The 26,906-nt window shown below is 68.7% G+C and carries 22 protein-coding genes; 8 read left to right on the top strand and 14 right to left on the bottom strand.

Features of this window, described 5'->3' with window-relative positions; translation table 11 throughout:
* Nucleotides 1-70: 70 nt before the first annotated feature.
* From OG289_RS36260 to thyX, 3 genes are all read right to left on the bottom strand, one after another.
* Nucleotides 71-1,756, bottom strand: coding sequence for a ribonuclease J (locus OG289_RS36260; RefSeq protein WP_327318255.1), 1,686 nt, complete (start codon nt 1,754-1,756; stop codon nt 71-73).
* Nucleotides 1,757-1,884: 128 nt separating this feature from the next.
* On the bottom strand, nt 1,885-2,784 hold the full coding sequence (dapA, locus tag OG289_RS36255; protein WP_327318254.1) for a 4-hydroxy-tetrahydrodipicolinate synthase: 900 nt from the start codon (nt 2,782-2,784) through the stop codon (nt 1,885-1,887).
* A gap of 215 nt (nt 2,785-2,999) precedes the next feature.
* Nucleotides 3,000-3,740 carry an FAD-dependent thymidylate synthase gene (gene thyX, locus OG289_RS36250; RefSeq protein ID WP_327318253.1) on the bottom strand — a complete coding sequence of 247 codons (741 nt, stop codon included), beginning with the start codon at nt 3,738-3,740 and terminating at the stop codon, nt 3,000-3,002.
* 189 nt (nt 3,741-3,929) lie between these two features.
* Here thyX and OG289_RS36245 point away from each other — a divergent pair, with 189 nt between their 5' ends.
* On the top strand, nt 3,930-4,166 hold the full coding sequence (locus tag OG289_RS36245) for a hypothetical protein (RefSeq protein ID WP_327318252.1): 237 nt from the start codon (nt 3,930-3,932) through the stop codon (nt 4,164-4,166).
* A 125-nt stretch (nt 4,167-4,291) separates the two neighbouring features.
* Nucleotides 4,292-4,846 (top strand): hypothetical protein, encoded by a 555-nt coding sequence (locus OG289_RS36240; protein WP_327318251.1) that lies wholly within the window; start codon nt 4,292-4,294, stop codon nt 4,844-4,846.
* A gap of 92 nt (nt 4,847-4,938) precedes the next feature.
* On the opposite strand, the gene OG289_RS36235 is transcribed toward OG289_RS36240, so the two are convergent.
* The 5 genes from OG289_RS36235 to rpsO form a co-directional block, all read right to left on the bottom strand.
* Nucleotides 4,939-5,394 carry a hypothetical protein gene (locus OG289_RS36235; RefSeq protein WP_327318250.1) on the bottom strand — a complete coding sequence of 152 codons (456 nt, stop codon included), beginning with the start codon at nt 5,392-5,394 and terminating at the stop codon, nt 4,939-4,941.
* A gap of 13 nt (nt 5,395-5,407) precedes the next feature.
* Entirely contained in the window at nt 5,408-6,160 is a 753-nt protein-coding gene (dapB, locus tag OG289_RS36230) for a 4-hydroxy-tetrahydrodipicolinate reductase (RefSeq protein WP_327318249.1), read from the bottom strand.
* 46 nt (nt 6,161-6,206) lie between these two features.
* Nucleotides 6,207-7,586 (bottom strand): M16 family metallopeptidase, encoded by a 1,380-nt coding sequence (locus OG289_RS36225; protein ID WP_327318248.1) that lies wholly within the window; start codon nt 7,584-7,586, stop codon nt 6,207-6,209.
* The gene (locus OG289_RS36220; RefSeq protein ID WP_327318247.1) at nt 7,583-9,802 is read right to left on the bottom strand and encodes a polyribonucleotide nucleotidyltransferase; all 2,220 of its coding nucleotides are present in this window, start codon (nt 9,800-9,802) and stop codon (nt 7,583-7,585) included. Before OG289_RS36220 ends, OG289_RS36225 begins: the two co-directional genes overlap by 4 nt.
* A gap of 412 nt (nt 9,803-10,214) precedes the next feature.
* Nucleotides 10,215-10,502 carry a 30S ribosomal protein S15 gene (gene rpsO / locus OG289_RS36215; protein ID WP_003993372.1) on the bottom strand — a complete coding sequence of 96 codons (288 nt, stop codon included), beginning with the start codon at nt 10,500-10,502 and terminating at the stop codon, nt 10,215-10,217.
* 409 nt (nt 10,503-10,911) lie between these two features.
* On the opposite strand from rpsO, the gene OG289_RS36210 reads away from it, so the two are divergent.
* Nucleotides 10,912-11,208, top strand: coding sequence for a DUF397 domain-containing protein (locus OG289_RS36210; protein ID WP_327318246.1), 297 nt, complete (start codon nt 10,912-10,914; stop codon nt 11,206-11,208).
* A 208-nt stretch (nt 11,209-11,416) separates the two neighbouring features.
* On the opposite strand, the gene eccD is transcribed toward OG289_RS36210, so the two are convergent.
* On the bottom strand, nt 11,417-12,928 hold the full coding sequence (eccD, locus tag OG289_RS36205; RefSeq protein ID WP_327318245.1) for a type VII secretion integral membrane protein EccD: 1,512 nt from the start codon (nt 12,926-12,928) through the stop codon (nt 11,417-11,419).
* A 229-nt stretch (nt 12,929-13,157) separates the two neighbouring features.
* On the opposite strand from eccD, the gene eccCa reads away from it, so the two are divergent.
* From eccCa to OG289_RS36180, 5 genes are all read left to right on the top strand, one after another.
* Nucleotides 13,158-17,126 (top strand): type VII secretion protein EccCa, encoded by a 3,969-nt coding sequence (gene eccCa / locus OG289_RS36200; RefSeq protein WP_327318244.1) that lies wholly within the window; start codon nt 13,158-13,160, stop codon nt 17,124-17,126.
* A gap of 217 nt (nt 17,127-17,343) precedes the next feature.
* Nucleotides 17,344-17,778 carry a hypothetical protein gene (locus OG289_RS36195; protein ID WP_327318243.1) on the top strand — a complete coding sequence of 145 codons (435 nt, stop codon included), beginning with the start codon at nt 17,344-17,346 and terminating at the stop codon, nt 17,776-17,778.
* A gap of 18 nt (nt 17,779-17,796) precedes the next feature.
* On the top strand, nt 17,797-19,623 hold the full coding sequence (locus tag OG289_RS36190) for an alpha/beta hydrolase (RefSeq protein ID WP_327318242.1): 1,827 nt from the start codon (nt 17,797-17,799) through the stop codon (nt 19,621-19,623).
* Entirely contained in the window at nt 19,604-20,179 is a 576-nt protein-coding gene (locus tag OG289_RS36185) for a hypothetical protein (protein ID WP_327318241.1), read from the top strand. Before OG289_RS36190 ends, OG289_RS36185 begins: the two co-directional genes overlap by 20 nt.
* Nucleotides 20,180-22,003: 1,824 nt before the next feature.
* Complete coding sequence (locus OG289_RS36180) at nt 22,004-22,291, top strand: GntR family transcriptional regulator (RefSeq protein ID WP_327318240.1); 288 nt, start codon at nt 22,004-22,006, stop codon at nt 22,289-22,291.
* A 152-nt stretch (nt 22,292-22,443) separates the two neighbouring features.
* Here OG289_RS36180 and OG289_RS36175 read toward each other — a convergent pair whose 3' ends face one another.
* The 5 genes from OG289_RS36175 to OG289_RS36155 all read right to left on the bottom strand — a co-directional run bounded on the left by OG289_RS36175 (nt 22,444) and on the right by OG289_RS36155 (nt 26,728).
* Complete coding sequence (locus OG289_RS36175; RefSeq protein ID WP_079659137.1) at nt 22,444-22,746, bottom strand: WXG100 family type VII secretion target; 303 nt, start codon at nt 22,744-22,746, stop codon at nt 22,444-22,446.
* Between the two features lie 85 nt (nt 22,747-22,831).
* Nucleotides 22,832-23,170: a WXG100 family type VII secretion target gene (locus OG289_RS36170; RefSeq protein WP_327318239.1), complete on the bottom strand. Its 339-nt coding sequence runs from the start codon at nt 23,168-23,170 to the stop codon at nt 22,832-22,834.
* A 93-nt stretch (nt 23,171-23,263) separates the two neighbouring features.
* Complete coding sequence (locus OG289_RS36165) at nt 23,264-24,373, bottom strand: S8 family serine peptidase (protein WP_327318238.1); 1,110 nt, start codon at nt 24,371-24,373, stop codon at nt 23,264-23,266.
* Between the two features lie 202 nt (nt 24,374-24,575).
* Nucleotides 24,576-26,294, bottom strand: a complete 1,719-nt coding sequence (locus tag OG289_RS36160) for a hypothetical protein (RefSeq protein ID WP_327318237.1) — start codon at nt 26,292-26,294, stop codon at nt 24,576-24,578.
* Nucleotides 26,294-26,728 (bottom strand): hypothetical protein, encoded by a 435-nt coding sequence (locus OG289_RS36155; protein ID WP_327318236.1) that lies wholly within the window; start codon nt 26,726-26,728, stop codon nt 26,294-26,296. The genes OG289_RS36160 and OG289_RS36155 overlap by 1 nt, the downstream gene beginning before the upstream one ends.
* Nucleotides 26,729-26,906 lie beyond the last annotated feature (178 nt).

The raw sequence follows: 26,906 nt of genomic DNA, 5'->3' as shown, positions 1-26,906 counted from the left end.
GAGCGGGGCTCCTCGATGCAAATCGAGGAGCCCCGCTCCAGGTTCACGCGTACGAGGGGTCGTACGTCGCTCAGACCTCCACCACGACCGGCAGGATCATCGGCCTGCGGCGATAGGTGTCGGAGACCCACTTGCCCAGGGTGCGGCGGATGAGTTGCTGCATCTGGTGGGGCTCGACCACGCCGTCCTGGGCCGAGCGCTCCAGGACCTCGGCGATCTTCGGAGTGACGGCCGAGAAGGCCGAGTCCTCGATGCCGGAGCCGCGGGCCTGGATGTGCGGGCCGCCGGTGATCTTGCCGGTGGAGGAGTCCACGACGACGAAGACCGAGATGATGCCCTCGTCGCCCAGGATCTTCCGGTCCTTCAGGGCCGGCTCGCCGACGTCACCGACCGAGAGGCCGTCGACGTAGACGTAACCCGCCTGGACCTTGCCGGAGATCTTCGCCTTGCCCTCGACGAGGTCGACGACCACGCCGTCCTCGGCGATGACGATGCGGTCGTGCGGGACGCCGGTCATGGCGCCCAGCTCGGCGTTGGCGCGTAGGTGGCGCCATTCGCCGTGGACCGGCATCAGGTTCCTCGGGCGGCAGATGTTGTAGAAGTACAGGAGCTCGCCCGCGGACGCGTGGCCCGAGACGTGCACCTTGGCGTTGCCCTTGTGGACGACGTGCGCGCCCCAGCGGGTCAGGCCGTTGATCACGCGGTAGACCGCGTTCTCGTTGCCGGGGATGAGCGACGAGGCCAGGATCACCGTGTCGCCGGGGACGATGCGGATCTGGTGGTCTCGGTTGGCCATGCGGGACAGGGCCGCCATGGGTTCGCCCTGGGAGCCCGTGCAGACCAGGACCACCTCGTGGTCCGGGAGGTCGTCGAGGGTCTTGACGTCCACGACCAGGCCCGGCGGAACCTTGAGATAGCCCAGGTCACGGGCGATGCCCATGTTGCGGACCATCGATCGGCCCACGAAGGCGACCCGGCGGCCGTACTCGTGCGCCGTGTCCAGGATCTGCTGGATGCGGTGGACGTGGCTGGCGAAGCTGGCCACGATGATCCGCTTGCGGGCGTTGGCGAAGACCGTGCGCAGGACGCCCGAGATGTCCCGCTCGGGCGGCACGAAACCGGGGACCTCGGCGTTCGTCGAGTCGGAGAGGAGGAGGTCGATGCCCTCCTCGCTCAGACGTGCGAACGCGTGCAGATCCGTGAGGCGGCCGTCCAGCGGGAGCTGGTCCATCTTGAAGTCGCCCGTGTGCACCACCATGCCGGCGGGCGTGCGGATGGCGACCGCGAGGGCGTCCGGAATCGAGTGGTTGACGGCGATGAACTCGCAGTCGAACGGGCCGATGCGCTCGCGGTGTCCTTCCGCCACCTCGAGGGTGTAGGGGCGGATCCGGTGCTCCTGGAGCTTGGCCTCGATGAGCGCGAGGGTCAGCTTGGAGCCGATCAGCGGGATGTCCGGCTTCTCCCGGAGGAGGTAGGGGACGGCGCCGATGTGGTCCTCGTGACCATGGGTGAGGACGATGCCCTCGACGGCGTCGAGGCGGTCCCTGATGGACGAGAAGTCCGGCAGGATCAGGTCGATTCCGGGTTGCTCCTCCTCGGGGAAGAGCACTCCGCAGTCGACGATCAGCAGACGGCCGCCGTACTCGAAGACCGTCATGTTCCGGCCGATTTCGCCGAGGCCGCCGAGTGGGGTGACCCGGAGGCCTCCCGCGGGGAGCGGCTGGGGCGGGGCGAGTTCGGGATGCGGATGACTCAAAAGACTCTCCTCAAACACGCACGCCACGTACCGGTGGGCACGTGGCGCGCATGACGTTCGTGCAGAAGCAGTTGTCGTTGTGGATTGCAGGCACCGGTGGCCTGCCTATTCAGTTGTGAAGTCTGTTGTCAGAGCTGTACCCCGCCCGCGGCAAGATCGATCTTGAGCTGTTCGATCTCTTCGGGTGAGCACTCGACCATGGGCGAGCGCAGCGGACCGGCGGGCAGGCCCTGCAGGGTGAGCGCCGCCTTCGTCGTCATGACGCCCTGGGTGCGGAACATGCCCGTGTAGACCGGCAGCAGCTTCTGGTGGATCTCGGTGGCCTTGTGTACGTCACCTGCGGTGAACGCCTCGACGAGGGCGCGCAGGTCCGGCGTGACCACGTGGCCGACCACCGAGACGAAGCCGACCGCGCCCACGGAGAGCAGCGGCAGGTTCAGCATGTCGTCGCCGGAGTACCAGGCAAGGCTCGAGCGCGCGATGGCCCAGCTCGCGCGGCCGAGGTCGCCCTTGGCGTCCTTGTTGGCAACGATCCGCGGGTGCTCCGCGAGGCGGACCAGCGTCTCGGTACTGATCGGGACGCCGCTGCGGCCGGGGATGTCGTAGAGCATGACCGGCAGCTCGGCGGCGTCGGCGACGGCCGTGAAGTGCCGGTACAGGCCTTCCTGCGGGGGCTTGTTGTAGTACGGGGTGACGACCAGGAGGCCGTGCGCGCCCGTCTTCTCGGCGGCCTTGGCCAGCTCGATGCTGTGGTGGGTGTCGTTGGTACCGACGCCGGCGACCACGTGGGCGCGGTCTCCGACGGCCTCCAGGACGGCTCGTACCAGGTCCGATTTCTCCGCGTCGCTGGTGGTGGGGGACTCGCCGGTGGTGCCGTTGACGATCAGGCCGTCGTTGCCTGCGTCCACCAGGTGGGTGGCGAGCCGCTGTGCGCCGTCGAGGTCGAGTGCGCCGTCCGCCGTGAAGGGCGTGACCATGGCGGTGAGGACCCGCCCGAAGGGGGTCTGCGGAGTGGAGGTCGGAGCCATGGGTAACACGCTACTCGTTGCTCACCGTGGGGTCTGCCCTCGGGGGGTGTGGAAAAGTCATGACAAAGAAGGAGCCCGGCACTGCCTGCTCGGGGGTTCAAGCAGTGCCGGGTCCGTTTGATCAGGCTAGATGAACTTCTCCAAATGCCGCAATACGGACACTTCGCTCGGATGATCCGTACATACGTCTCTGTCGCTCGTCTTCGTTGTGTCCGTTACGGCGCGACGCGGCCGTTGGCGTTGAAGGCGGCGTACGTGAGGGGCATGAGCCTGGCCCACTCCGCCTCCATCTTCTCGCCCACCATCTCGATCTCCCGCTGCGGGAAGGACGGGACCTTCGCCAGCTCGTGCTGGGTGCGCAAACCGAGGAAGTGCATCAGCGAGCGGGCGTTGCAGGTGGCGTACATCGAGGAGAACAGGCCGACCGGGAGGACCGCGCGGGCGACCTCGCGGGCGACGCCGGCGGCGAGCATCTCCTGGTAGGCCTCGTAGGCCTGGCGGTAGGAGTCCTCCATGGTGCGGCCGACCAGCTCCTGCTGGGCCTGGGTGCCCTCGACGAAGACGTACTTGCCGGGGCGGCCCTCCTGGACCAGCTTGCGGGCCTCGCCGGGGATGTAGAAGACGGGCTCGAGCTCCCGGTACCGGCCCGATTCCTCGTTGTACGACCAGCCCACGCGGTGCCGCATGAACTCGCGGAAGACGAAGATCGGGGCGCTGATGAAGAAGGTCATCGAGTTGTGCTCGAACGGGCTGCCGTGACGGTCCCGCATCAGGTAGTTGATCAGGCCCTTGGAGCGCTCGGGGTCCTTGCCCAGCTCGTCCAGGGACTGCTCGCCGAGGGTCGAGACGCGGGCGGCGAAGAGCACGTCGGCGTCGGATGCGGTGTGCTTGACCAGCTCGACGGTGACGTCGCTGCGGAAGGCGGGCTTGAGGTCGTCGGCGGGACTGTCGGTCACGGTGCGGGGGTCCTTCCATCGCGTCTTCGGAGCGGCGCCAACTCTACGGGGGCCCTTGCGCCGGACGGTCAGGGGCATGCCGCGAGATTCGTGCGGGACGTCTGCTGATATGAGGCACGTTTTCGGGCACTCGCTCGTCTGTATCAGTGACAGCGTCCACTCGAAATCCCCCAGGAGGAAGTACCCACCATGTTCCGTCGGCGCGAGCCCGTACCCTTCGCCTTCCTCGCCGAGGCCGACAGGTTCCGTAGCAATGTCACTCCCCCACCCCCCGAACGGTCCTCCGTGAGTCAGATAGCCGGGCGATGGCTGCTGGGACTCGCCATCGTGGCCGCGCTCGTCGGCTCCCTGGTCATCGGGATGCCGGCGCTGAGCCTCGATCACTCCGCCGGGACACAGCAGTCACAGGCGTCGCAAGGGCGCTGACTCCTCCCCCCACCGCCCAAATGGCGTGGGAAGTACCCCCACGGCCCCCCGATGGTGGTGAGCGGGCACACAGGCGGATAGCCTCACCGGGCACAGCCCCAGCATGGATTGAGTGAGGACCAGCCGTGCCCCTGCCCTTCCTGACGGCCGACCGCGCATTCGAGGCGGCGGACGACGTCGCGTTGCCCTTCGACGACCGTGAGCGCTGGCGGCGCCCCTACCGGCCCGGGCCCTGGCGGGTCGGGGTGGCCGCGTTGGCGCTGCTGCTCGCCTCGTACGTGCTGTTCGCGGCCGTCATCATCGCGTTGACCGGGTCGGTGTCGGAGGCCGGTGCGGTCTTCGGCTGCTCTCTGCTGGTGATCGCCTGCGCCCTGCGGATGCTGCGCGTGGGGGTGTGGGTGAGCGACCGCGGGCTGCGGCACGTGAGCTTCCTCTTCACGCGCACGCTGCCGTGGGAGCGGGTGGTGGCCGTGCGGACCGTGCAGCAGCCGGTGCGCTGGCTGGGGCTGCCACGGACCGTCCAGGGGCAGGCCCTGACCGTCGTACGGCAAGGTCGGTCCGCCGAGGAGGCCGAGCCGCTGCTGACCACGCACGGGGCGGACTTCCTGGCGCGGTCCGAGGCGTTCGACCGGGCGGCGGACGCGGTCGAGGCGTGGGCCGCGGAGAACCGGCACGGCTGATCCCGCTTACACCGAAGGGGCCGGTCCGCCACAGGTGCGGGCCGGCCCCTTCGGTGTACGGCGGTCGTGCGGCCGCGCGGTGGTCGTACGGCTCAGGCCGTCTCCATCCGCTTGCCGTCGTGCAGGCTGATCGCCCGTTGCATCGCCTTGCGGGCGCGCGGGGTGTCGCGGGCGTCGTGGTAGGCGACTGCCAGGCGGAACCAGGTGCGCCAGTCGTCGGGGGCCGCCTCGGTCTCGGCCTTGCGCCGCTCGAAGACCTCGTCGGCCGAGTCGCGGTCGACGCGGCCGCCCGGGGTGCGCTTCAGCTCGTCGACGGGCAGGCCGCCCTCGGCGTCGAGTTCGGCGGCGAGGGCGTTGGCCCGGCGGACGAACTGCGTGTTCTTCCACAGGAACCAGAGGCCGATGACCGGCAGGATCAGCACCGCCACGCCGAAGGTGACGGTCAGGAGCGTGCCGGCCTGTATGAGCATGACGCCGCGGCTGCCGACCAGGACGAAGTAGAAGACCAGGACGGCGGCCGTGATGGCGTAGGAGAGCTTGGCTCGCATGTCAGCCTCAGTCTCAGCCGAGGTCCAGGAAGTTTTCCAGGCCGAAGGTGAGGCCCGGCGTCGTCACGACCCGGCGGGCGCCCAGCAGGATGCCCGGCATGAAGCTGCTGTGGTGGAGCGAGTCGTGGCGGACCGTGAGGGTCTCGCCCTCGCCGCCCAGCAGGACCTCCTGGTGGGCGAGCAGGCCGCGCAGGCGGACGGCGTGGACGGGGATGCCGTCGACGCTGGCTCCCCGCGCGCCGTCCAGGGCCGTCGTCGTGGCGTCCGGCGCCGGGGCCGTGCCCGCCTGGCGACGGGCCTCGGCGATGAGCTGGGCGGTGCGCGTGGCGGTGCCGGACGGGGCGTCCACCTTGTTCGGGTGGTGGAGTTCGACGACCTCGACGGACTCGAAGTACGGCGCGGCGATCTGCGCGAACTTCATGGTCAGGACGGCCCCGATGGAGAAGTTGGGCGCGATGAGCACGCCTGTCTCCGGGGACTCGGCCAGCCAGCCCTTCAGCTGTGCGAGACGCTCGTCGGTCCAGCCGGTCGTGCCGACCACGGCGTGGATGCCGTGCCGTACGCAGTAGTCGAGGTTGTCCATGACCGAAGCGGGCGTGGTCAGTTCGACCGCGACCTGGGCGCCGGCCTCGGTCAGCGTGTCCAGCTTGTCGCCCCGGCCGAGGGCGGCCACCAGCTCCATGTCCTCGGCGGCCTCGACCGCCCGTACCGCCTCGGAGCCGATCCGGCCGTTGGCGCCGAGGACCGCCACGCGCAGCTTGCTCATGTCTTGTGCTTCCTTACCGAAGATGCTTTCCGAAGACCTGAGGGGGTCAGGCGACCGCGTCGTGCAGCCGGGAGGCCTGCTTGTCCTTGAGCGGGCCGATGACCGACAGCGACGGGCGCTGTCCCAGGATGTCGCGGGCCACGGCACGGACCTCGTCCGGGGTCACGGCCGCTATCCGGGTCAGCATGTCGTCGACCGACATCTGCTCGCCCCAGCACAGCTCGCTCTTGCCGATGCGGTTCATGAGCGCGCCGGTGTCCTCCAGGCCGAGGACCGTGGAGCCCCTCAGCTGGCCGATGGCGCGGCCGATCTCGTCGTCGGACAGGCCCTGCTCGGCGACCTGGTCGAGTTCGTCCCGGCAGATCTTCAGCACGTCGTGCACCTGCGACGGACGGCAGCCCGCGTACACGCCGAAGAGGCCGCAGTCGGCGAAGCCGGAGGTGTACGAGTACACGCTGTAGGCCAGGCCGCGCTTCTCGCGGACCTCCTGGAACAGGCGGGACGACATGCCCCCGCCGAGGGCCGTGTTGAGCACGCCGAGGGCCCAGCGGCGGTCGTCCGTGCGGGCCAGGCCGGGCATGCCGAGGACGACGTGCGCCTGCTCCGTCTTGCGGCCGATGAGCTCGACGCGGCCGGCGGTGCGGATCGCACGCCGTCCGTCGCGCGGGGCGATGGGTGCGGCGTCGGCGTTCTTGAAGGCGCCCGCCTTCTCGAAGGCCGCGCGGACCTGGCGTACGACCTTGTTGTGGTCGATGTTGCCGGCGGCGGCGACCACGAGGTGGGTGGGGTCGTAGTGCTTCTTGTAGAAGCGGCGGATGCGGTCGGCGGTGAGGGCGTTGACCGTGTCGACCGTGCCGAGGACCGGGCGGCCGAGGGCGTTGTCGCCGAACATCGTGTGCGCGAACAGGTCGTGCACGCAGTCGCCGGGGTCGTCCTCGGTCATCGCGATCTCTTCGAGGATCGCGCCGCGTTCGACGTTGACGTCCTCTTCGAGGATCAGGGAGCCGGTCAGCATGTCGCAGACGACGTCGATGGCGAGCGGCAGGTCGGTGTCGAGCACGCGCGCGTAGTAGCACGTGTACTCCTTCGCCGTGAACGCGTTCATCTCGCCGCCGACCGCGTCGAGCGCGGAGGAGATGTCCAGCGCGGACCTGCGGGTCGTCCCCTTGAAGAGGAGGTGCTCCAGGTAGTGCGTGGCGCCGTTCAGGGACGGCGTCTCGTCGCGGGAGCCGACGTGCGCCCAGATGCCGAAGGTGGCCGAGCGGACCGACGGGAGGGTCTCGGTGACGATCCGCAGACCGCCCGGGAGGGTGGTCTTGCGGACGACACCGATGCCGGCCGTGCCCTTGATCAGGGTTTGGGTACGGGCGACGGCCCGCGCCTCCGAAGAGGTGCGGGCCGTCGCCGTGGAGCTACGAGACGTCACTTGTCGGTGTCGTCCTTCTTGTCGTCGTCGGCTTCTTCGCCCTCGACCACGGGGATCAGGGAGAGCTTGCCGCGGGAGTCGATCTCGGCGATCTCGACCTGGACCTTGGCGCCCACACCGAGAACGTCCTCGACGTTCTCCACGCGCTTGCCGCCGGCGAGCTTACGGATCTGCGAGATGTGCAGCAGACCGTCCTTGCCCGGGAGCAGCGACACGAACGCACCGAAGGTCGTCGTCTTCACGACGGTGCCCAGGTAGCGCTCGCCGACCTCCGGCATGGTCGGGTTGGCGATCGCGTTGATCGTGGCGCGGGCGGCCTCGGCCTGCGAGCCGACCTGGGCACCGATGTAGATGGTGCCGTCGTCCTCGATCGTGATCTCGGCGCCGGTGTCCTCCTGGATCTGGTTGATCATCTTGCCCTTGGGGCCGATGACCTCACCGATCTTGTCCACGGGGATCTTGACGGTGATGATCCGCGGGGCGTTCGGGGACATCTCGTCCGGCGTGTCGATCGCTTCCATCATCACGTCGAGGATGTGGAGGCGGGCGTCGCGGGCCTGCTTGAGGGCCGCGGCCAGGACGGAGGCCGGGATGCCGTCCAGCTTGGTGTCGAGCTGGAGGGCGGTCACGAACTCCTTGGTGCCGGCGACCTTGAAGTCCATGTCGCCGAAGGCGTCCTCCGCACCGAGGATGTCGGTGAGGGCGACGTAGTGCGTCTCGCCGTTGATCTCCTGGGAGATCAGGCCCATGGCGATACCGGCGACGGGGGCCTTCAGGGGCACACCGGCGTTCAGCAGCGACATGGTGGAGGCGCAGACCGAGCCCATGGACGTCGAGCCGTTGGAACCGAGGGCCTCGGACACCTGACGGATCGCGTAGGGGAACTCCTCGCGCGTCGGCAGGACCGGCACGATGGCGCGCTCGGCGAGGGCGCCGTGGCCGATCTCGCGGCGCTTCGGGGAGCCGACGCGGCCGGTCTCGCCGACGGAGTACGGCGGGAAGTTGTAGTTGTGCATGTAGCGCTTGCGGGTCACCGGGGAGAGGGTGTCCAGCTGCTGCTCCATGCGGAGCATGTTGAGGGTGGTGACGCCCAGGATCTGCGTCTCGCCACGCTCGAACAGCGCCGAGCCGTGCACGCGCGGGATGGCCTCGACCTCGGCGGCGAGCGTACGGATGTCCGTCAGCCCACGGCCGTCGATGCGCTTCTTCTCCTTGATGACGCGCTCACGGACCAGGGACTTGGTCAGCGAGCGGTACGCGGCGGAGATCTCCTTCTCGCGGCCCTCGAACTCCGGCAGGAGCTTCTCGGCGGCGAGCACCTTGACGCGGTCCAGCTCGGCCTCGCGGTCCTGCTTGCCCGCGATGGTCAGCGCGGAGGCGAGCTCCGGGCGGACGGCGGCGGACAGCGCCTCCAGGACGTCGTCCTGGTAGTCGAGGAAGACCGGGAACTCGCCGGTCGGCTTGGCGGCCTTCGCGGCGAGGTCGGCCTGGGCCTTGCAGAGCACCTTGATGAAGGGCTTCGCGGCGTCCAGACCGGAGGCGACGACCTCCTCGGTCGGCGCCTCGGCGCCGCCCTGGACCAGCTGGATGGTCTTCTCGGTGGCCTCGGCCTCGACCATCATGATCGCGACGTCGCCGTCCTCCAGGACACGGCCGGCGACGACCATGTCGAAGACGGCGTCCTCGAGCTCGGTGTGCGTCGGGAACGCGACCCACTGGCCGTTGATCAGCGCGACGCGGACGCCGCCGATCGGACCGGAGAAGGGCAGACCGGCCAGCTGCGTGGACGCGGACGCGGCGTTGATCGCCACGACGTCGTACAGGTGGTCGGGGTTGAGGGCCATGATCGTCGCGACGACCTGGATCTCGTTGCGCAGGCCCTTCTTGAAGGACGGGCGCAGCGGGCGGTCGATCAGGCGACAGGTGAGGATGGCGTCCTCGGAGGGACGGCCCTCACGGCGGAAGAAGCTGCCGGGGATCTTGCCGGCGGCGTACATCCGCTCCTCGACGTCCACCGTGAGGGGGAAGAAGTCGAGCTGGTCCTTGGGGTTCTTGGAAGCGGTGGTGGCCGACAGCACCATGGTGTCGTCGTCCAGGTACGCCACGGCGGAGCCGGCGGCCTGCTTGGCCAGGCGGCCCGTCTCGAAGCGGATGGTGCGGGTGCCGAAGGAACCGTTGTCGATGACGGCCTCGGCGTAGTGGGTCTCGTTCTCCACTAGCGTTTTCTCCTCGTCTTCGTCCCTCGCTGCCCGTGTGGCAGGGGGACGGTTGCGAAGAAGCGCTCCGTGCGGTGCGGGCCGGTCTTCGATCGAAGCACCCGGGGATCTCTTTCCCGGGGGCCACTACCGAGGACCGGCGGCGGTGAGGTGCGCTTCTCCTCGTTCGGTGTGCGTGGTGACGTTTACCCGCAGCGAGTACACGTCATCACGCTGTGTCGTACGTATTGCGTTGCGTCGTGCTACCACACTACAAAGCGTTGGTGACACTCCGCACGTTTCCGCACGAGGGCAGGGCGTACGACGGGACCTGCCATGCGGTGTTCAGCGGTGTGTACCGCATGCGCGGAGCATGCATACAGCAAAAGGGAGCGGTCCCGATGATCACGGGAACCGCTCCCCTCACGGCGTCCTACTTGGCGCCCGCCGCACCGCGGCGGATGCCGAGGCGGTCGACCAGCGCACGGAAGCGCTGGATGTCCTTCTTGGCGAGGTACTGCAGCAGGCGGCGACGCTGACCGACCAGGATCAGCAGACCACGACGGGAGTGGTGGTCGTGCTTGTGGGTCTTGAGGTGCTCGGTCAGGTCCGAGATCCGGCGCGACAGCATGGCGACCTGGACCTCGGGGGAGCCGGTGTCGCCCTCCTTCTGGCCGAACTCGGTGATGATCTGCTTCTTCGTAGCGGCGTCGAGCGGCACGCGTACTCCTCGTAGTCTTTTCAGTGGCCACCGAGTGCCCCCGGTCTGTGTCTCGGGGGAGCTTCCGTTACTCGGGAGGCGGGGATCCGCTGGGCGCGACCTCCAGAGCCTTCAGGGGGTGCCTGAGGGTTCCTCCGGGGGTGCGTACACAAACGGCCGAGAGCCAGCGTAGCAGGCCGCCGCGCCGGGCTTGTCCGGGCCCGGGCGGACTCGGGCGGACTCGGGCCGACCCGGACGTTCCCTGCGGCGGAGGGGGTGGCGGAGGCGGTGAACGGGGGCAGTGTACGGCGGCGGTGCCGGGCCCGAACGCAAATGGCGAACCTCTGACCTGGGGGAACTACGACAAGTAGGGTGTCGCTACAGCTCGTTGGCACAGAGGGAACAGACAGAGGGAAGGGTCGGAGCCGACATGGCCGATGCCGAGGACAAGGAACTCAAAGCGCGCAAGGAGCGGGAGCGGGACGAGCTGTACGCGCTCGACATCTCCGGCGTCGAGTGGCAGTGCGCGCCGGGCACGGAGAAGCACGAGGAGCGCGTCGAGATCGCCTACCTGCCCGAGGGGGCCGTGGCGATGCGGTCGTCGCTCGACCCGGAGACGGTGCTGCGCTACACCGAGGCGGAGTGGCGGGCCTTCGTGCTGGGCGCGCGTGACGGCGAGTTCGATCTGGAGCCGGCGCCGCACAACGGGGGCCTGGCGGCGGAGTAGCGGCGGTACCGGATTCGCGAAGCACTGGATTCGCGGATTCGCGGATTCGCGGATCGGCGGAGCAGTCGTGACGGCGGCCGGTACGCGCCGGCCGCCGTCACGGCTGTCCTGACCGCCTGGGCGGTGACGGCGGACCGGGGTGTGGACGGACGGGCGTGGGCCGACGCTCACGCCCGACGTTCTTGCGCGGTTCGCGGCTGCCCGCGGGTCACCCGGTCATCGACCGGGCGGTCGCGTACACATCGAAGACGGCCAGTGCCAACGGCACCAGCGTCAGCAGGACGAAACCCTCGGCGATCTCCGTGAACCGGCCCCAGAACGGCGTGAGACCGCCCCGCGAGGTGATCAGGCCGATCGCGGTGACGATCGCGGAGGCCGCCGCGATCGCGGCGACGAGCCAGACCGTGCGGATGTCCAGGTCGGTGCGGTCGCCCGTCAGGGCGGCGCGGACCACCGAGTGGGGCGGGTTGAGCGCCAGGCCGAGTCCGAGCAGGACGAGGGAACCGAGGCCCGCCGCCAGCACGGGGGCGACCTGGGCGGTGTAGCGGAAGAGGTGGGCCCGCATCAGCAGCGCGATGCCCGTGGCCAGCGCGAGGAGCTGTGCCCAGACGTCGTCGGAGAACCCGAGGACCGCGCAGGCGCCGACCGTGATCGCCGCGCAGCCGCCGACCAGGCCCACCAGCAGCTCGTGGCCGCGGCGGGCCTGGGCGGCGATCCGCTCGGCGTCGACCGGCTCCCGGGGGGTGGGATCGGTGCCGTACGCGCTGCGCGCCGCGGAGTCCGGGGCGTCGAAGCCGATCGGCAGACGGGCGAAGCGCATGGACAGGCCGGGCAGGAAGGCCAGGGCGCCCACGCCGACGGGGGCGCACAGGGCGGCGGTCTCGGCCGGGGTCCAGTGCGCGAGGGTCGCCGCGAACACCGCCGCCAGGCCCGCGCCGGAGGCGACCACGAAGGCGACGAACGGGCCGTCTCCGCGTGGGGAGCACAGGGTGAGCAGCACCGAAGCCAGCAGGACCGCGGCGCAGGCCAGCAGGAACTGCAGCTTGCCGATGCCCTGGCCGTCGGCGAGCGGGAGGAGCCCGGAGCCCGCCACCGCCACGTTGGGCAGTGCGCCGAGCCCCAGGGCGACGGCGGAGCCGCGGTCGTCGTAGACGCGGGCCCGGACACAGGCGAGGGCGACCAGCAGGACGCCGACGACCGCGGCGAGGACGCCGGGCAGGCCGTACATGTCGTGGCGCGGGTCGCCGGTCCAGGCCACGAAGGCGAGCAGGGCCGGCAGGACGCCTCCGCCGACGAGGCCCGCGGCGCGGGTCAGGTCGCCGCTCCACAGGGTGTGTTCGCGCGTCACGGCGGAGGCGACCGCCTCGGACACGTCGTCGAAGACGGCGGGCGGCAGCGACTCGGAGAAGGGGCGCAGCGTGAGGAGTTCGCCGTCGAGGATGTGCTGGGCGGCGAACGAACGGGAACTGTCGAGGACGGTGCCGTCCCGGCGGACGAGGTGGTAGCCCACCGGGGCGCCCTCGGCGGGCCTCTGCCGGGAGAGCCTGAGGATCTCCGGGTAGATGTCGGCGACGGGGATGTCGTCGGGCAGCGCCACGTCGATCCGGCTGTCGGGGGCGACGATGGTGACCCGGCAGAAGCCGAGCCCCGTGCCCGCCACGGGAGCGGCTCCGGCGCCGCGTCCTTCTCCGGTGGCTGCCGCGGAGGCCGTGGTACTCACCTGCTGCTCCCCCTCAGTGATGGTTGCGCGTCGGCGGTGTGAAGGTGCGGTGTGGAGTCCCGCGCCGGTGCGTGCGCCGGGCGGGCCGCGGGTGTGCTCACGCGAACATCCGGCACCCTACCGCCCTCTGGTCACCCAGGCAGTCAGTAGGATCACGCGGCGGCCTGCGTCCGCCTTACACGGGGTGGCGGACGGTACTTCGGGGGCCTCGCAAGGGGATTGGTGAGCAGTGAGCCATATCGTCGTGAAGCGCCCGCCGCGGGCGCTGCCGTCCGAGGTGCCCATGGGCGAGGTCGTCCTGCAGCCTCCGCCGGAGCTGCCGCGGGGCCATCAGGAGAGCGTCCTGATGCAACTGCTGCCGACGCTCGGCATGGGCGGCTCGGTGGTCTTCTTCTTCACGAGCGGGCAGCCGTTCATGAGGATCATGGGCATGGTCATGATCGCGTCGACCGTGGCGATGTCGATCGCGATGGTGGTGCGCTTCCGCCGCGGCTCGCAGGGGCAGTTGGCGGACATGCGCCGGGACTACCTTGGCTATCTGGCGCAGACCCGGCGCACCGCGCTGGACACCGCGCGGGCCCAGCGGGACGCGCAGTACTACCTGCACCCCTCCCCCGAGCAGCTGTGGGCCCTGGTCGCCGAGGGCAGCCGGGTGTGGGAACGGCGGCCCGGGGACGAGGACTTCGCCCAGGTCCGTGTCGGTCTGGGCGCCCAGGCGCTGGCCACCCCGCTGGTCGCCCCCGAGACCGGCCCGGTGGAGCAGCTGGAGCCGCTGACGGCGGGCGCGCTGCAGCGCTTCATCGCCGTCCACGACAGCCTGGACGACCTGCCGATGGCCGTGTCCCTGCGTGCCTTCTACCACGTCACGGTCAGCGGCGAGCCGCAGTCGGTGCGCTCCTGTGCCCGGGCCCTGGCCGGTTCGCTGGCCGCGCTGCACTCGGCCGAGGACCTGCTCCTCGTCGTCGCGGCGGGCCGGGAGGAACTGCCGCACTGGGACTGGGCCAAGTGGCTGCCGCACGTCCAGGCGTCCGGCGCGGTGGACGGGGCGGGCAGCCGCAGACTGATCGGCGCCGACCCCCGTGAGCTGGAGCACCTGCTCGGGGCCCGGCTCTCCGGTCGGCCGCGGTTCCACCCGAACGCGGCGCCGTTGCCCGACGAACCGCACCTCGTCGTCGTCCTGGACGGCGTCTCCCTCCCACCGGACTCGGTTCTGGCCAACCCCGAGGGGCTGCAGGGCGTGACGGTGCTCGAGATCGTCCCCGGTGAGCTCACGGGGGCGGGCGGCGAGCTGGACATCGTCGTACAGCCCGGCGCGCTGCGGCTGGAGTCGGCGCACGGGGCCGTCTACGAGGGGACGCCCGACGCTCTCTCGCCGGAGTCCGCCGAGGCGCTCGCCCGGCAGCTCGCGCCGCTGCGGATGGCCTCCGGCGGTGACGACGACGAGCCGCTGCTGGCCAACCTGGAGTTCACCGACCTGCTGAACCTCGGGGACGCGGCGTCCGTGGACCCGTTGCGCACCTGGCGGCCGCGTTCGCTGGCCGAGCGGCTGCGGGTGCCGATCGGGGTGGGCGAGGACGGCCGTCCGGTGATGCTGGACCTCAAGGAGGCGGCGCAGGAGGGCATGGGCCCGCACGGCCTGTGCGTGGGCGCGACCGGTTCCGGCAAGTCCGAACTGCTGCGCACCCTGGTGCTGGGGCTGGCGGTCACGCACTCCTCCGAGACCCTCAACTTCGTCCTCGCCGACTTCAAGGGCGGCGCGACCTTCGCCGGCATGGCGCAGATGCCGCACGTGGCGGCCGTCATCACCAACCTGGCGGACGACCTGACGCTGGTCGACCGGATGGGCGACTCCATCCGGGGCGAGCTCAACCGCCGTCAGGAGATGCTGCGGGACGCGGGCAACTACGCCAACATCCACGACTACGAGAAGGCGCGGGCCGCGGGAGCCGCCCTGCAGCCGATCCCCTCCCTGGTCCTGGTGATCGACGAGTTCAGCGAGCTGCTGACGGCGAAGCCGGACTTCATCGAGATGTTCGTGCAGATCGGCCGGATCGGCCGCTCGCTCGGCGTGCACCTGCTGCTGGCCTCGCAGCGCCTGGAGGAGGGTCGGCTGCGCGGCCTGGAGACGTACCTGTCGTACCGCGTCGGTCTGCGCACCTTCTCCGCGGCGGAGTCGCGGGCGGCGCTGGGTGTGCCCGACGCGTACTCGCTGCCGAACGTGCCGGGTTCCGGGTTCCTGAAGTTCGGCACGGACGAGATGGTGCGGTTCAAGGCGGCCTACGTGTCCGGGGTCTACCGCTCGGGCGGTCAGCGGGCGGCGACGGGAGGCGGCTCGCTGCCGGTGGACCGGCGGCCCGTGCTGTTCACCTCGGCCGAGGTCCCGGTGCGGTACGCGGCCGTGCCGCAGCAACTCCGCTCCGGGGACGGTCCCGAGGTCGACGAGGCGCTCGCCGACACCGTGCTGGACGTGATCGTGCGCCGGCTGGAGGCACAGGGCCCGGCGGCGCACCAGGTGTGGCTGCCGCCGCTGGACAGCCCGCCCTCGCTGGACGCACTGCTTCCGGGGCTCACGGCGGTGCAGGGCCGCGGGCTCACGCAGCCGGGCTACGAGGGCGCGGGCCGGCTGGTCGTGCCGGTCGGCCTGGTGGACAAGCCGTTCGAGCAGCGCCGCGACTCCCTGTGGGTGGACTTCTCCGGCGCGGCGGGCCACATGCAGATCGTCGGCGGCCCGCAGTCCGGCAAGTCGACGCTGGTACGCACGCTGATCTCGGCGTTCGCCCTCACCCACACACCCCACGAGGTCCAGTTCTACGGCCTCGACTTCGGTGGTGGCGGCATGGCGACGGTGGCCGGCCTGCCGCACGTGGGCGGGATCGCCTCGCGGCTGGACCCGGAGCGGGTGCGGCGCACGGTGGCCGAGGTGTACGGCGTGCTGACCCGCCGCGAGGAGTACTTCCGCTCGGCCGGGATCCCCTCGATCGCGGACTTCCGGGCCCGGCGGGCGCGGGGCGACATCTCGGTGACGGACCAGCCGTGGGGCGATGTCTTCCTGGTCATCGACGGGTGGGGCAACTTCCGCGCGGACTACGAGGCCATGGACCAGATCATCCACGAGATCGCGGCGCGCGGTCTGGGCTACGGCATCCACCTGGTCCTGACCGCCTCGCGTTCGATGGAGGTCAGGGCCGCCCTCAAGGACCACCTGATGAACCGTCTGGAGCTGCGGCTCGGCGACACGATGGACTCCGAGATCGACCGCAAGGTCGCCGCGAACGTCCCTTCGGGCGTTCCGGGCCGTGGCCAGTCTCCGCAGAAGCTGCACTTCATGGCGGCGGTGCCGCGGATCGACGGCCTCACCTCCGACACCGACCTCTCCGACGCCACTCAGGCGCTGGCCACGGAGGTCTCCCGGCACTGGCAGGCGCCGCCGGCTCCCGAAGTGCGGCTGCTGCCACGCGAGTTCCCGGCGAGTCAGCTGCCGCCGGGCGGGCGCTTCCCGCGCCGCGGGGTCGCCTTCGCCCTCGACGAGAACAACCTCGAGCCGGTCTACGTCGACTTCGAGCAGGACCCGTTCTTCCTCGTCTTCGGCGAGAGCGAGTCCGGCAAGTCGAACCTGCTGCGGCTGCTGATCAAGCAGCTGACGGAGCGCTACTCGGGCGACGAGTGCAAGCTGTTCGTGGTCGACAACAGGCGCTCCCTGCTGGACGTGACCCCGTCCACCCACCTGGCCGAGTACATCCCGATGTCCAACGCCATGGAGCATCACATGGCCGCGCTGGCGGACCTGATGCGGCGCCGGACACCGACGGCCGACGTGACGGCACAGCAACTCCGGGACCGGAGCTGGTGGCGTGGACCGACGGTGTACGTCGTCATCGACGACTACGACCTCGTCGCGACGTCGAGCGGCAATCCGCTGGCCGGACTGACGGAGCTGCTGCCGTTCGCCCGGGACGTGGGCGTGCGGTTCATCGTCGCCCGGTCGACGGCGGGTGCGGGGCGGGCCGGGTACGAGGCGTTCATGCAGCGGATCAAGGAACTGGGCGCCCAGGGCGTGGTGCTGGCGGGTGACCCCGGGGAGGGTGACCTCCTGGGCGGCGTACGGCCTCGTCCGATGCCTGCGGGACGGGGGGTCTTTGTCTCCCGGCGGCGGGGGAAGCCGTTGGTGCAGGTGGGGTGGGTGGAGGAGGGGGTGTGATGAGGGGGCGTACGTGATGTCGGGAGGGACGTCCTCGGCGGTGAGCTGGCGGGCCTTGCATCACCGGCGTCAAGCCGTACGCAGCGAATTGTGGAAAGTATGGTGAGATCCGTGAACTCACTTGAACTGAGCTCACGGATCCCGCCTGTTAGTAGCTTGGCGGAACTGGCCCGTCCAGCGGACGGGCTTCACGGGGACACGGGGAAGGGGTTCACGCGTGGCGTGGGACGAGTGGGAGCAACTCAAGAGTGCGGCGGCTGAACAGCACGCGGCCCAGATGCAACTGAACCACGTACCACTCGACCCGGGTGGTGGCACCGGCACGCTGGTGTCGAACAAGCCGGCCTGGTCCAAGGCCGGTCAGGACGTCGGCTCGCTCCGCGAGGACATCAGCAAGGCGATGGGCAAGCTGACGGACGGGCAGAAGGGCCTTGGCGAGGACGCCGGCTGCCTGACCGCGGCGGCCCAGAAGGACGTCCACGACTCGTGGGAAACCTACGTCAAGAACGTGAGCGGGCGCTGCGGGAAGCTCTCGGCTCTGCTGGAGAAGGCGGGCACCGACCAGCTGAAGACCGACGAGGCGATCGAGGTCGAGATCGGCAACCTGAAGGTGGAGTACGCGGATACTCCGGCCGTCGGCGGCAAGGGCTGAGGGCGGTAACGAGACGTCATGGACCTCGCAACGCTCAAGGCCCTCAAGCCGACCGAATACTCGGAAGCCGCCGACGGATACCGCAGCACCTCTGACATGGCGAGTGCGGCCAAGGACCGCATCGAGAACCAGATCGCCGTGGCCATGAGGAACTCCCTGAAGGGCGAGGCGGCGACCGCGGCAATCAAGCAGCTGGGTGAGCTGGGCAAGAACTTCCACTACATCCAGGTGGAATGCGGTCTGGTCAGCACCGCGCTGGAAGCCTTCTCGTACGAGGTGGGAGCCGCCAAGTCCAAGCTCGACACGGCGCTCGCGGGTGCCCAGGCCGCCAAGCTCACGGTGCACGCCGACGGCTCGGTGTCCTATCCGGCGGGCGGGGAGAAGGACGCCGACGGCAAGATCCCCGACGGTGGCACGGTGAGCGGCCTGACGGACGGCACGGCCGCCGCGATCGGCCGCCAGTCTGCCAACTTCGACCCCAACCCCAACCACCGCCTCGCCCAGGACTACGCCGACCAGATCGCCGCCGCCCTCAAGGAGGCCACGGAGGCCGACGAGAAGTGGGCTCCGAAGCTGCGCGCGCTGAAGGCGGACGACGACCTGACCGTCTCCGACGGCGACTGGGCCGACGTCTCCTCGGACACGAAGGGCGTGACCGAGGCGGGCAAGAAGTACCTCGACTCGCTCCCGCAGCCGCCCAAAGACGGCAGCCCCGAGGCGAACGGGGAATGGTGGCAGGGCTTGAACGCGGAGGAACAGGCCGCGTGGATCTCCATGCGGCCAGAAACCGTGGGTGCGATGGACGGGCTGCCCGCCACGGTTCGCGATGAGGCGAACCGCGTCGTGTTCGACGAAACGCGAGCCAAGATGCAGACGGAGTTGGACTCGATCCCGAAGCCGCCGGCCAATGAGTGGACCTGGATCAGTGCCGGTGGCTACCCGTCCAAGGTTCACACCGATGAGTGGATGGACTGGTACAGAGAGTATGGGGATCGCTCCGAGCAGCTGACGCAGCACCTCAAGGGCATGCAGTACATCCAGGACCGTTTCGACCGGACCGGTGAAGGGGGTCTGCCCGAGGCATACCTGCTCGGCTTCGACCCCGTGGGGCTGGGCGACGGGAAAATCATTATGGCCAACGGAAATCCGGATCTGGCAGACCATGTGGCCGTGTATGTCCCCGGTACCTACGCCGGCCTCGAGAAGATCGGGGAGAACGACACCCATGGAGACCTCGGCCGTGGGGAGACGCTGTGGGCGGAGAGCTCCAAGCTCGCTCCGGGCCAGAAGGTGTCCACCATCACCTGGCTCGACTACAACGCTCCGGACCACATCATTCCGGAGGCGAGCAGTGGATCGCGCGCGGAGGAGGGCGGTCCGCGTCTGTACGACTTCCTCCAGGGAAGCAGAGCGGCCCATGAGGATGTCTCCGGGAACGCCGCCCACACCACGGTCCTCGGACACAGCTACGGAAGCACGGTTGTCGGTGCCTCCGCACAGTCCGGGAGTTGGAGCGACCCTGAGGCTGTCGACGACTACATGTTCGCGGGGAGCCCGGGCGTCCAGGCGGATCATGCGGCCGACCTGGGCGTCGGCGCGAACCATGTCTGGGCGATGGGCGGCCCCTGGGACGACCAGGTCGTCCGCCAGGGCGGTCGCCTGATGGGGCTCGGCGACAACCTGACCATTCCCACCGATGAATCGTTCGGTGGGAATGTAATGAAGAGCGACTCGGGTGGTCACAGCGGATTCTGGGATACAGACGGCCACAAGGCGTCACTCAGCCTGGAGAACCAGGCCCGAGTGATCACAGGAAGGTACGGAGATGTCGTTCTGGAGGACTGAGAGTCCCCAGCCCCGCAAGGGAGTTTCCATCGGTGCGGGATCACTGATCGTTGTGTCCGCTCTCGTGCTGGCAACAGGCTGTTCATCTACTCAGGGGAGTGAGAACTCGTTGGACTACGAGCCGAAGACTCGGTCCACCGAGACGGTCAAGACCGAAATCTCGGAGCTGTCCAGCAGGATCTTCGATGTCATGAGCATCAAGAGCAAGGTCACGGAACCGGGGCCGAATGTTCAGCCTTGTGACTCCGGTGACGGCGACTCGGGGAAGTTGTACAGAATCCGGCACCCCTGGTCGGCATATGGGGCGGAGAACGACGTCATGGAGAAGGGCATGGCCAATCTGCGCCAGGAACTCCCCAACCAGGGTTGGAAGATCGAGAAGGTCGGCAACGACGGCAGCAGGAACAAGAACATGCAAATTCTGGCTGTCCACGAAAAGACACTCAGCCAGGCTGAAATCACCTGGCTCAAGGGACTGGACGGCCACGAGCCACTCATCGAGGTAAACCTGTACTCAAGGTGCTTCCGGTCGGCGAATGACTCAGAGCAGGGGTGAGTTCCCTGCATCACCGCGCGACTGTGGATCCGGCGATGGGAGCTGCTTTCGGGAGAGTGGGCGGATCTCAGCACGGCCGCATCCACGACCTGCTGACCATCAAGGGAAAGACGTCCGACGGCGGCCGGGAATTATGATCTGCTCGGGCAAGGACACGAAGAACTACTTGCGGGTTTTCCACCCCTGGAATTCCGCGAAGAGTGAGCCGGTGAATGATGAGGAGATCATCAGGCACTTCGGCGGACGCGGCCGCGTGCATCTGCAGTTTCCCCACACCACGAGTGCCGAACGGTGTCGCCGCATGATGGCGATCACCCACGTATTCGGCTACAAGCCGCTGTCCACCGACACTCTCGGCCGCGGGGAATTCCCCCGCCCCTACGAACGCGACGACGCTCCCGACGCCCGCCGCCGGGCCGAACAGGCCATCGCACGACTGCGGGCGGGCGGCCCGGTGCTGCTGGCCATCGAACCGCCCCCTCCGCCGCCACCCCCTCCGGTCTCACCGTTCACACCTCGCCAGTCGCAACCCCGCCCCCGGCGGTCGCTGGAGCCCCAGCCGCCCTCACCGGCGGCCCCACCCGAGCCCAGGATCCCGTCTCGGCCGCACTACCCGCCCCGACCATCGAACCCGCCGATGCCACCGCCTCCTCTTCCGCAGCCCCCTTCCTCAGAGGACTGAACCGTTCGAGTGCCGCCTCGACCGAAGGCACCCAGGAGCCCCACATCGGAAACAGCGGCGGGGCGGCCACGACAGGCAGCACCGCAACGCCTTCGCATCGGGGCCACCGCGATGGACACGGGTCCGGATCGGGCCGTCATGTCGGCCCGATCCGGCCCACGCGGTAGATGCTCAGCGTGGGGCGCCAGGCCTCCGCTCAGAGGGGGTGCCGGCGCTCACTTGAGTCTCCTCCGCCGACGGGCGATGGCAGGCGCAGCTGCAACGGCGGACCAGCAGCAGGCCCCCACCATGTGGGAGCGGAATGGCCCGCAGGCGGCGGCACGAGGCGTGCACGACCTCGTACCCGGGCCGACGCGCCAACGTGTATTCCGGCGACAACTCCCGCGCCTCCCACGTCGTTCTGGCAGGCCGCGCGCTCACTGCTCGCCCCCGGCTCGGCCAGAGGGGGGCAGGACAGTGAGGATGTCCGGCTGCGGCGAATAGTGCACGGCGCACACCTGGCACGCGTAGACGACAAAGCCTGGCCCCGAGTTCTGGTGGACCACTCCGACCACGACCGGGGCCCCTGTCGTCACGTGGCAACGCACGCACATCCGCACCGGCGGGCGGGGGGTCTTGTCTCCCGTCGCCATCACGCCGCCCCCTCCGCGCCGATGACATGCCGGTCGAGGTCGATACCGAAGTCCGCCGCCAGGACCAGCGTCACACGACGCTGTGACTGCTTTGGCTGCTCACACTCCCGTTCCCGGTGAGCCCGCTCCGGCAAGTGCGTACGGGCGGATTGGGGCGGTGGAGGCGCCGTCGAGGGGCTCTAGCAGTCCGTACGGGGAACGGGGTGCGGGGAGCCGTGCGACGAGTGTGCTGGGCCTCTCGGGAATGCGCGCGGAAACCGGTACGGCGGAGCGTGTACCCGCCCTCCGCCTGCCGGTGCCAGGCGCGAACACGCCCAGGATCCAGCGCAGCAGCGCATGGATAATGCTCACTGTCATCAACCTCCGTTGGGTTGGTGGCCATGCCCCCGGACGGCTCCACCCGTCGCGGGGGTCCTTGCGTCATCCACCATAGCCTGATGCAGCTTGATGCATCCAGCTGTAGCTAGAGCTACAGGTGCCAAGCATGGTGCGTCTGTCTACGGTCGAGGAATGTCCCTTGACCCCGAATCAGGCCGACCGCTGTACATGCAGCTCGCTGACGTGATCGAGTTCAGGATCCGCAGCGGGGAATACGCACCCGACCGCATGATCCCCGCGTCACTCCGGCTCTCCGAGGAGTACGGCATTGCCCATATGACCGTGCGCCGGGCCATGCGAGAGCTGCGTGAGCGTGGCTTGATCTACACCGTGTCCGGCAAAGGGTCCTATGTGGTGCCCAAGCCGACAGTCGGCACACCCGAAGCCGACACGGCCGGGAGTGACAAGTCCACCGACTGAGGGGTACCGGGTGTGTGGCCCATATGAAGTCCTCGCGGGTCTTCCGACAAGGCCCGGTGCAGGCCCAAGGAGCGCGAAGTTCCGGATGACGGCAGAGCACAGGGTGGGCACCTCCCGTGCGTGCCCACCCTGGTGTTGCGGAGTTCGCGCTCCTACATGAAGTAGCTGGCGCCCTTCAGGTCGCCGCCGCGGTAGTCACCGCCGGCGCCGTGGACCTGGTGCGAGATCTGGAGCAGCGCAGCGTGGATGCCCCGGGCGTGCTTGTTCCACTCTTCGCTCTTGCTCTGGAACTGCTGGAACGCCTCACCGCCCCAGCCCGAGGACACGTTGAGCACAGCCTGCCTCAGTGCCTCAAGGTCTTCCTCGAGCTTCGTGGCCTGGTTGCCGAGCTCGGTGGCGAGCGCGTCCATGGTGCCGTAAGTGACGGCAAGTTCCTCGTAATGCGCTCCGGACATGTTTCCCTCGTTTCTCTGAAGACTTCAGCCGGACTTCGCGGTCCGGACAACGGTGTGGTTCAGCGCGACCAGTGGCTCGTGCTCGTCAGTAGCTGTTGAGCGCCGAAGTCTTTCCGCCGAGATCCTCGACCGAAATCTTGGTCATGTCCGCCGTGATCTGGTCTTCGAGGTTCTGCTTGTCGGTCTTGGTCATGTGGATGCCCTCGAGGAAGTCGTCGAGCATCTTGCCGATCGCGACCATGTGGCCGTTGATTTCCGTCTGCTTGGTGTTGAACGCGTTGGCACCCTGGCCGGTCCACGCCTTCTCGATCATGTCGATCGTGCCCTGCAGTTTCGCGAGGGAGCCTCGGATGTTGTCGTATCGATCGATGACTTCTTTTTGGAGCTTCTGTACGTCGCCGTCATTGAGCTTGCGGTCGACCATTTCGGCACTCCCTTTCGTCAGCTGTGGTTGGTTGCTGCGCGCCTCGCTGCGCCAGAACCGTTGTGCGTGTGACCGGTCGTCGTGCGTGAATCGTCAGGCGCCTCGCCGCGAGCGGATCACCGCGAAGGCGCCGCCCCCGATCACCAGGACAGCCGCCGCGGCTCCGAGGGCAACCCACGTCGTGGTGTTGTCGGAGGTGTTGGAAGCGTCGGAGGTTGATCCTGCCGCCGACGTCTGGCCGTCTGAAGTGCCCTTCGAGGGCTGTGACGAGGTTGCTGCGGAGGCGGAGGGTGAGTTGCCCGCCTCGTCCGTGACGCCCGTCGCGTTTTCCTTGGCGAGGGGGTCGGTGTTGGCCGGCCCCGGGTTGAAGTCGCTTTTCTCCAGCACCATACGGGGGCGGATCAGCCCGTATCCGAGGTACGTGCTCGGGTCATCTTTCGCCCAGTCACGTCCGGCGGTGTCGATCAGACTGGCGAGTACTTGGTTTGCCGTCCACGTGGGGTGGGCCGACCAGACGAGTGCTGCGGAGGCGGAGGCGATGGCGGTGGCTTGGCTGGTGCCTTTGCCTGCGCAGTACGAACGGAACGTCTCGTCGCACCAACTGGGCACGTCGATGCCGGGAGAAGCGAGATCGACGTAATTACCGTACTGCGAGAACTTCGCAACGGTGCCGTTCTCGTCCGAGGCTGAGACTCCGACGACATACGGATACGCAGCTGGATAGCCGATGGGACTCTTCTTCTCCGCGTCGTTTCCAACGCCAGCAAACATCAGTTTGCCCCTGGATTGGGCGTACTTAATCGCCGCCGCTTCCTCAGCATTGTCACCGGGGCTACTGAAGGACATGTTGATGATTTTAGCGTCGCTGTCGGCTGCGGACCTGATCGCCTGCGCAGAATTCGCTGTCTTCTTTCTCTCCGTCTTGTCCTTCAACTCGTCGAGCGTGATCCTGTAAGGAACGATCTTTACTCCGGGAGCAAGACCTTTCAGGCCGTCACCAGCACCAGTCCCGGCAATGAGCTCCGCCATAGTCGTTCCGTGGCCCGTGTAGTCCTCTGCCGCGCCGTACGCCACGGCCTGCGGCACCTCGTCGGTGAGTACCTGCCCCTTCAGAGAGGAGGTGTCAGGGTTGACGCCCGTGTCAATGACCGCGACCTTGACTCCCTTGCCGGTGCTCACCTTCCACATCTCATCGGCCTTCATCGCCGACAGGTACCACTGCTGGGACTGAACGTCAGCTGCTGCCGCACTCGGAGCCAGACCTGCCGACAGGACTGCCAAGGCACCGAGCGCTGAACAGACGGCGGAAACCCGTCTCCCGTTTCGTTCCGCGAAAGAGGCGCTCCGCCCGCCGCGTCGGCTGCTCCCTGCCACCATGCCTCTGTCTGTCCTCGCTCTTGTGCGGTCAGTCGGTCGTCGACGCGTCATCGCGCCGCTCGCCACGGCGCGAACGTGTCTCGCCTGAACCCTGATTGCGCGCAGAACCACGCCCCGCGCCCGGGCCGCCGGGCGTGTTTCCGTTGTTCCTGCTTCCGGAAACTCGTCCCTTCGGCGTTCCGACCACGCCCTCAGGGCTACTGACGGAGCGGCGAGCCGCCTGTCCCGCGCCCGTGCCCGTCGTCGTCGAGCCGGGTGTCCCGATCACGCCACGCTGGCCGGGCCTCTCGCCCGCGACACGCGACGTGGGAGCGCCCTCACCGCCGACGACCGTGCCTCGCGGCAACCTGGAACTGTTGGCGCCGGGGGCGCCCCCGGTGACAGGTCTCCCGCCGACAACGCCATCGCCGGCACGTCCGGCGCCAGTGCGCCCAGCGCCCGAACGTCCGGGGTTCGTGGCACCCATGCCGGTGACGGGACCGTGTGGGACACCGCCAGTACGTCCTGCCGCCTGGCCACCGGCCTTCGGCACGCCGCCGACCACACCTCGCCCCATGGGACCAGTGGTGCGGCCGCCTGTCTTCCCTGTTGCAGCGGTACGTCCCGTCGGCCCCACGGGGCCGGTTCCCGTACGTCCTGCCGCGGTGCCGCCCGGCATACCGCCTACGCGCCCCTGCGCCGAGGTAGGCAACCTGCTTCCCGGTACGCCGCCGAACCCTGAGGTACGCCCGCCCGGCCCCCGGAAAGTGGGAGGTACACCAGTGGGGGCAAAGGGAGGAACTGATCCCGTTGAAGTTGCGCTGGGACCTGCCGTCGAGGGCGGCACAACGGTCGTCGGCTTCGCCGTGTCCGGTGGCGGCAATGTACCGACGCTGTCGATCTCCGTACCGACGTGGTGGTCCGGTTGGGTGACGGGATCGCCCAGCCTTCTGGCAGACGGCGGAGAAGCGTCCGACTGCGGCTGCACAGTCGAGGCATTCACCGAGTGATGCCGCACTGTATTCGCGTCACTTGTACCGGAAAGCGAGTGGGTCTCCCTGGCCGCAGGAGGCTCCAGACCGATGGTGCGCTGGGGCGCAGGCACCCCCACATCCGGCATCTTCGGAAACGTCGGCTCCTCCGCCAGCTCCATCATCCCGCTCGACACCGTGTAGAACGACGCCAGCCGGTACATCTGGTTGATCGCCTCTTGGCGGTCCTGCTCGGCCTTGACCGCCGCCGTGTACTCCGCGTTGCCGTCGACCCGCTGAGGCGTCGGGATGTCGTCGACCTTCTTGGGGACGATGCGGCTGTCGCGCGGGGGCATGGACTTGCGTACGGAGGCGAGGCCGGAGCTTGCCGCCAGGACCTGGGTGCCCACCTCGTCGGTGTAACTGGCGAGCGCGAGGGCGGTGGTGGTCAGGTTCATGCCCCAGGTGTAGAAGGCGGTGTGGGCCTCGCCCTCCCAGTCGACGTTGCCCAGGTTGCGGCTGAGTTCGTTGGCGGCGTCGTTGATGGCGTCCCGGGCGTCGACGAGGGCCGTGGCCGCGCTCTCCATGGTCTCCGGGCTCGCCGACTCGACGATGTCGATCATGGCGTTGAGGTCGTAGCCCTCGAAGCTGGTCTTGCCGAAGCCGCCAGGGCTGCCGGCGGGCGGGGGGCTGATCACCGCGGCCTTGTTGACCGCATCGTCCACGCCGCTGTTCTGCTGGGCGGCGTCCTGGCGTTCCGCCTGGTAGTGGTCCGGCTTCTTCTTGTCGCCGCTCATCAGTACCCCGCGTCGGTGTGGTCGGCGTTGTTGTCACGCTTGATCTGCTCGTGCACCATCGCCTCGCGTTCCTGGTTGACCTGGGCCCGGATCTGGTGGAACCGGTACCGGAGGTCCTCTTCGAGGTTGTCGAAGGTGACGTCCACGCCGTGCACGGCGATCTGCATCGCCTCCAACTGGAGTCCCAGCGACTTGGAGAGCGCCGTGATGCGCTCATGGACGCGCGCGTACTGGAGGTGGAGTGCCTGTGCCTCCGGGAAGTGCCCCGCGCCGAACGTGGCCTCCGACAGGTTGTGGTCCCCGACCTTCGCCGAGCCGCCCGCGGATTTCTCGAAGGCCGTGAGCAGGTCGTCCACCCGCTTCTTGAACGCCGAGAGCGCCATGTAGCCACGCCGTACGTCGGTGGGGCCCCCGCCCAACTCTGCAGGAATCACGCCTGCCACCCTCCCCGTTTTCCGCTGCCCGTCCTGAGCAGCTCAACCCGCGCCTTTCAAGTGTTCATGACCGCAACACAACCACTGTAATGACTTCCTCTGACAGCCCCAACTGCCATATGCAACAAACGTGCTACCACTGACGCACACTCAACTCAATCCTCGCAGAACGCCGCAT

The sequence above is a fragment of the Streptomyces sp. NBC_01235 genome (genome assembly GCF_035989285.1).
Lineage (GTDB): Bacteria > Actinomycetota > Actinomycetes > Streptomycetales > Streptomycetaceae > Streptomyces.
The sequence above is the reverse complement of the archived record's forward strand: the minus strand, read 5'-3'. Positions and strand labels throughout refer to the sequence as shown.

Excerpts from the sequence above, each read along its gene's own strand:
- OG289_RS36175 (WP_079659137.1), bottom strand. The coding sequence starts at position 22,746 with ATGTCCGGAGCGCATTACGAGGAACTTGCCGTCACTTACGGCACCATG.
- OG289_RS36235 (WP_327318250.1), bottom strand. The coding sequence starts at position 5,394 with ATGCGAGCCAAGCTCTCCTACGCCATCACGGCCGCCGTCCTGGTCTTC.
- OG289_RS36180 (WP_327318240.1), top strand. The coding sequence starts at position 22,004 with ATGTCCCTTGACCCCGAATCAGGCCGACCGCTGTACATGCAGCTCGCT.
- dapB (WP_327318249.1), bottom strand. The coding sequence starts at position 6,160 with ATGAGCAAGCTGCGCGTGGCGGTCCTCGGCGCCAACGGCCGGATCGGC.
- OG289_RS36245 (WP_327318252.1), top strand. The coding sequence starts at position 3,930 with ATGTTCCGTCGGCGCGAGCCCGTACCCTTCGCCTTCCTCGCCGAGGCC.
- dapA (WP_327318254.1), bottom strand. The coding sequence starts at position 2,784 with ATGGCTCCGACCTCCACTCCGCAGACCCCCTTCGGGCGGGTCCTCACC.
- OG289_RS36165 (WP_327318238.1), bottom strand. The coding sequence starts at position 24,373 with ATGAAGGCCGATGAGATGTGGAAGGTGAGCACCGGCAAGGGAGTCAAG.
- OG289_RS36185 (WP_327318241.1), top strand. The coding sequence starts at position 19,604 with ATGTCGTTCTGGAGGACTGAGAGTCCCCAGCCCCGCAAGGGAGTTTCC.
- OG289_RS36170 (WP_327318239.1), bottom strand. The coding sequence starts at position 23,170 with ATGGTCGACCGCAAGCTCAATGACGGCGACGTACAGAAGCTCCAAAAA.
- OG289_RS36210 (WP_327318246.1), top strand. The coding sequence starts at position 10,912 with ATGGCCGATGCCGAGGACAAGGAACTCAAAGCGCGCAAGGAGCGGGAG.
- OG289_RS36190 (WP_327318242.1), top strand. The coding sequence starts at position 17,797 with ATGGACCTCGCAACGCTCAAGGCCCTCAAGCCGACCGAATACTCGGAA.
- OG289_RS36160 (WP_327318237.1), bottom strand. The coding sequence starts at position 26,294 with ATGAGCGGCGACAAGAAGAAGCCGGACCACTACCAGGCGGAACGCCAG.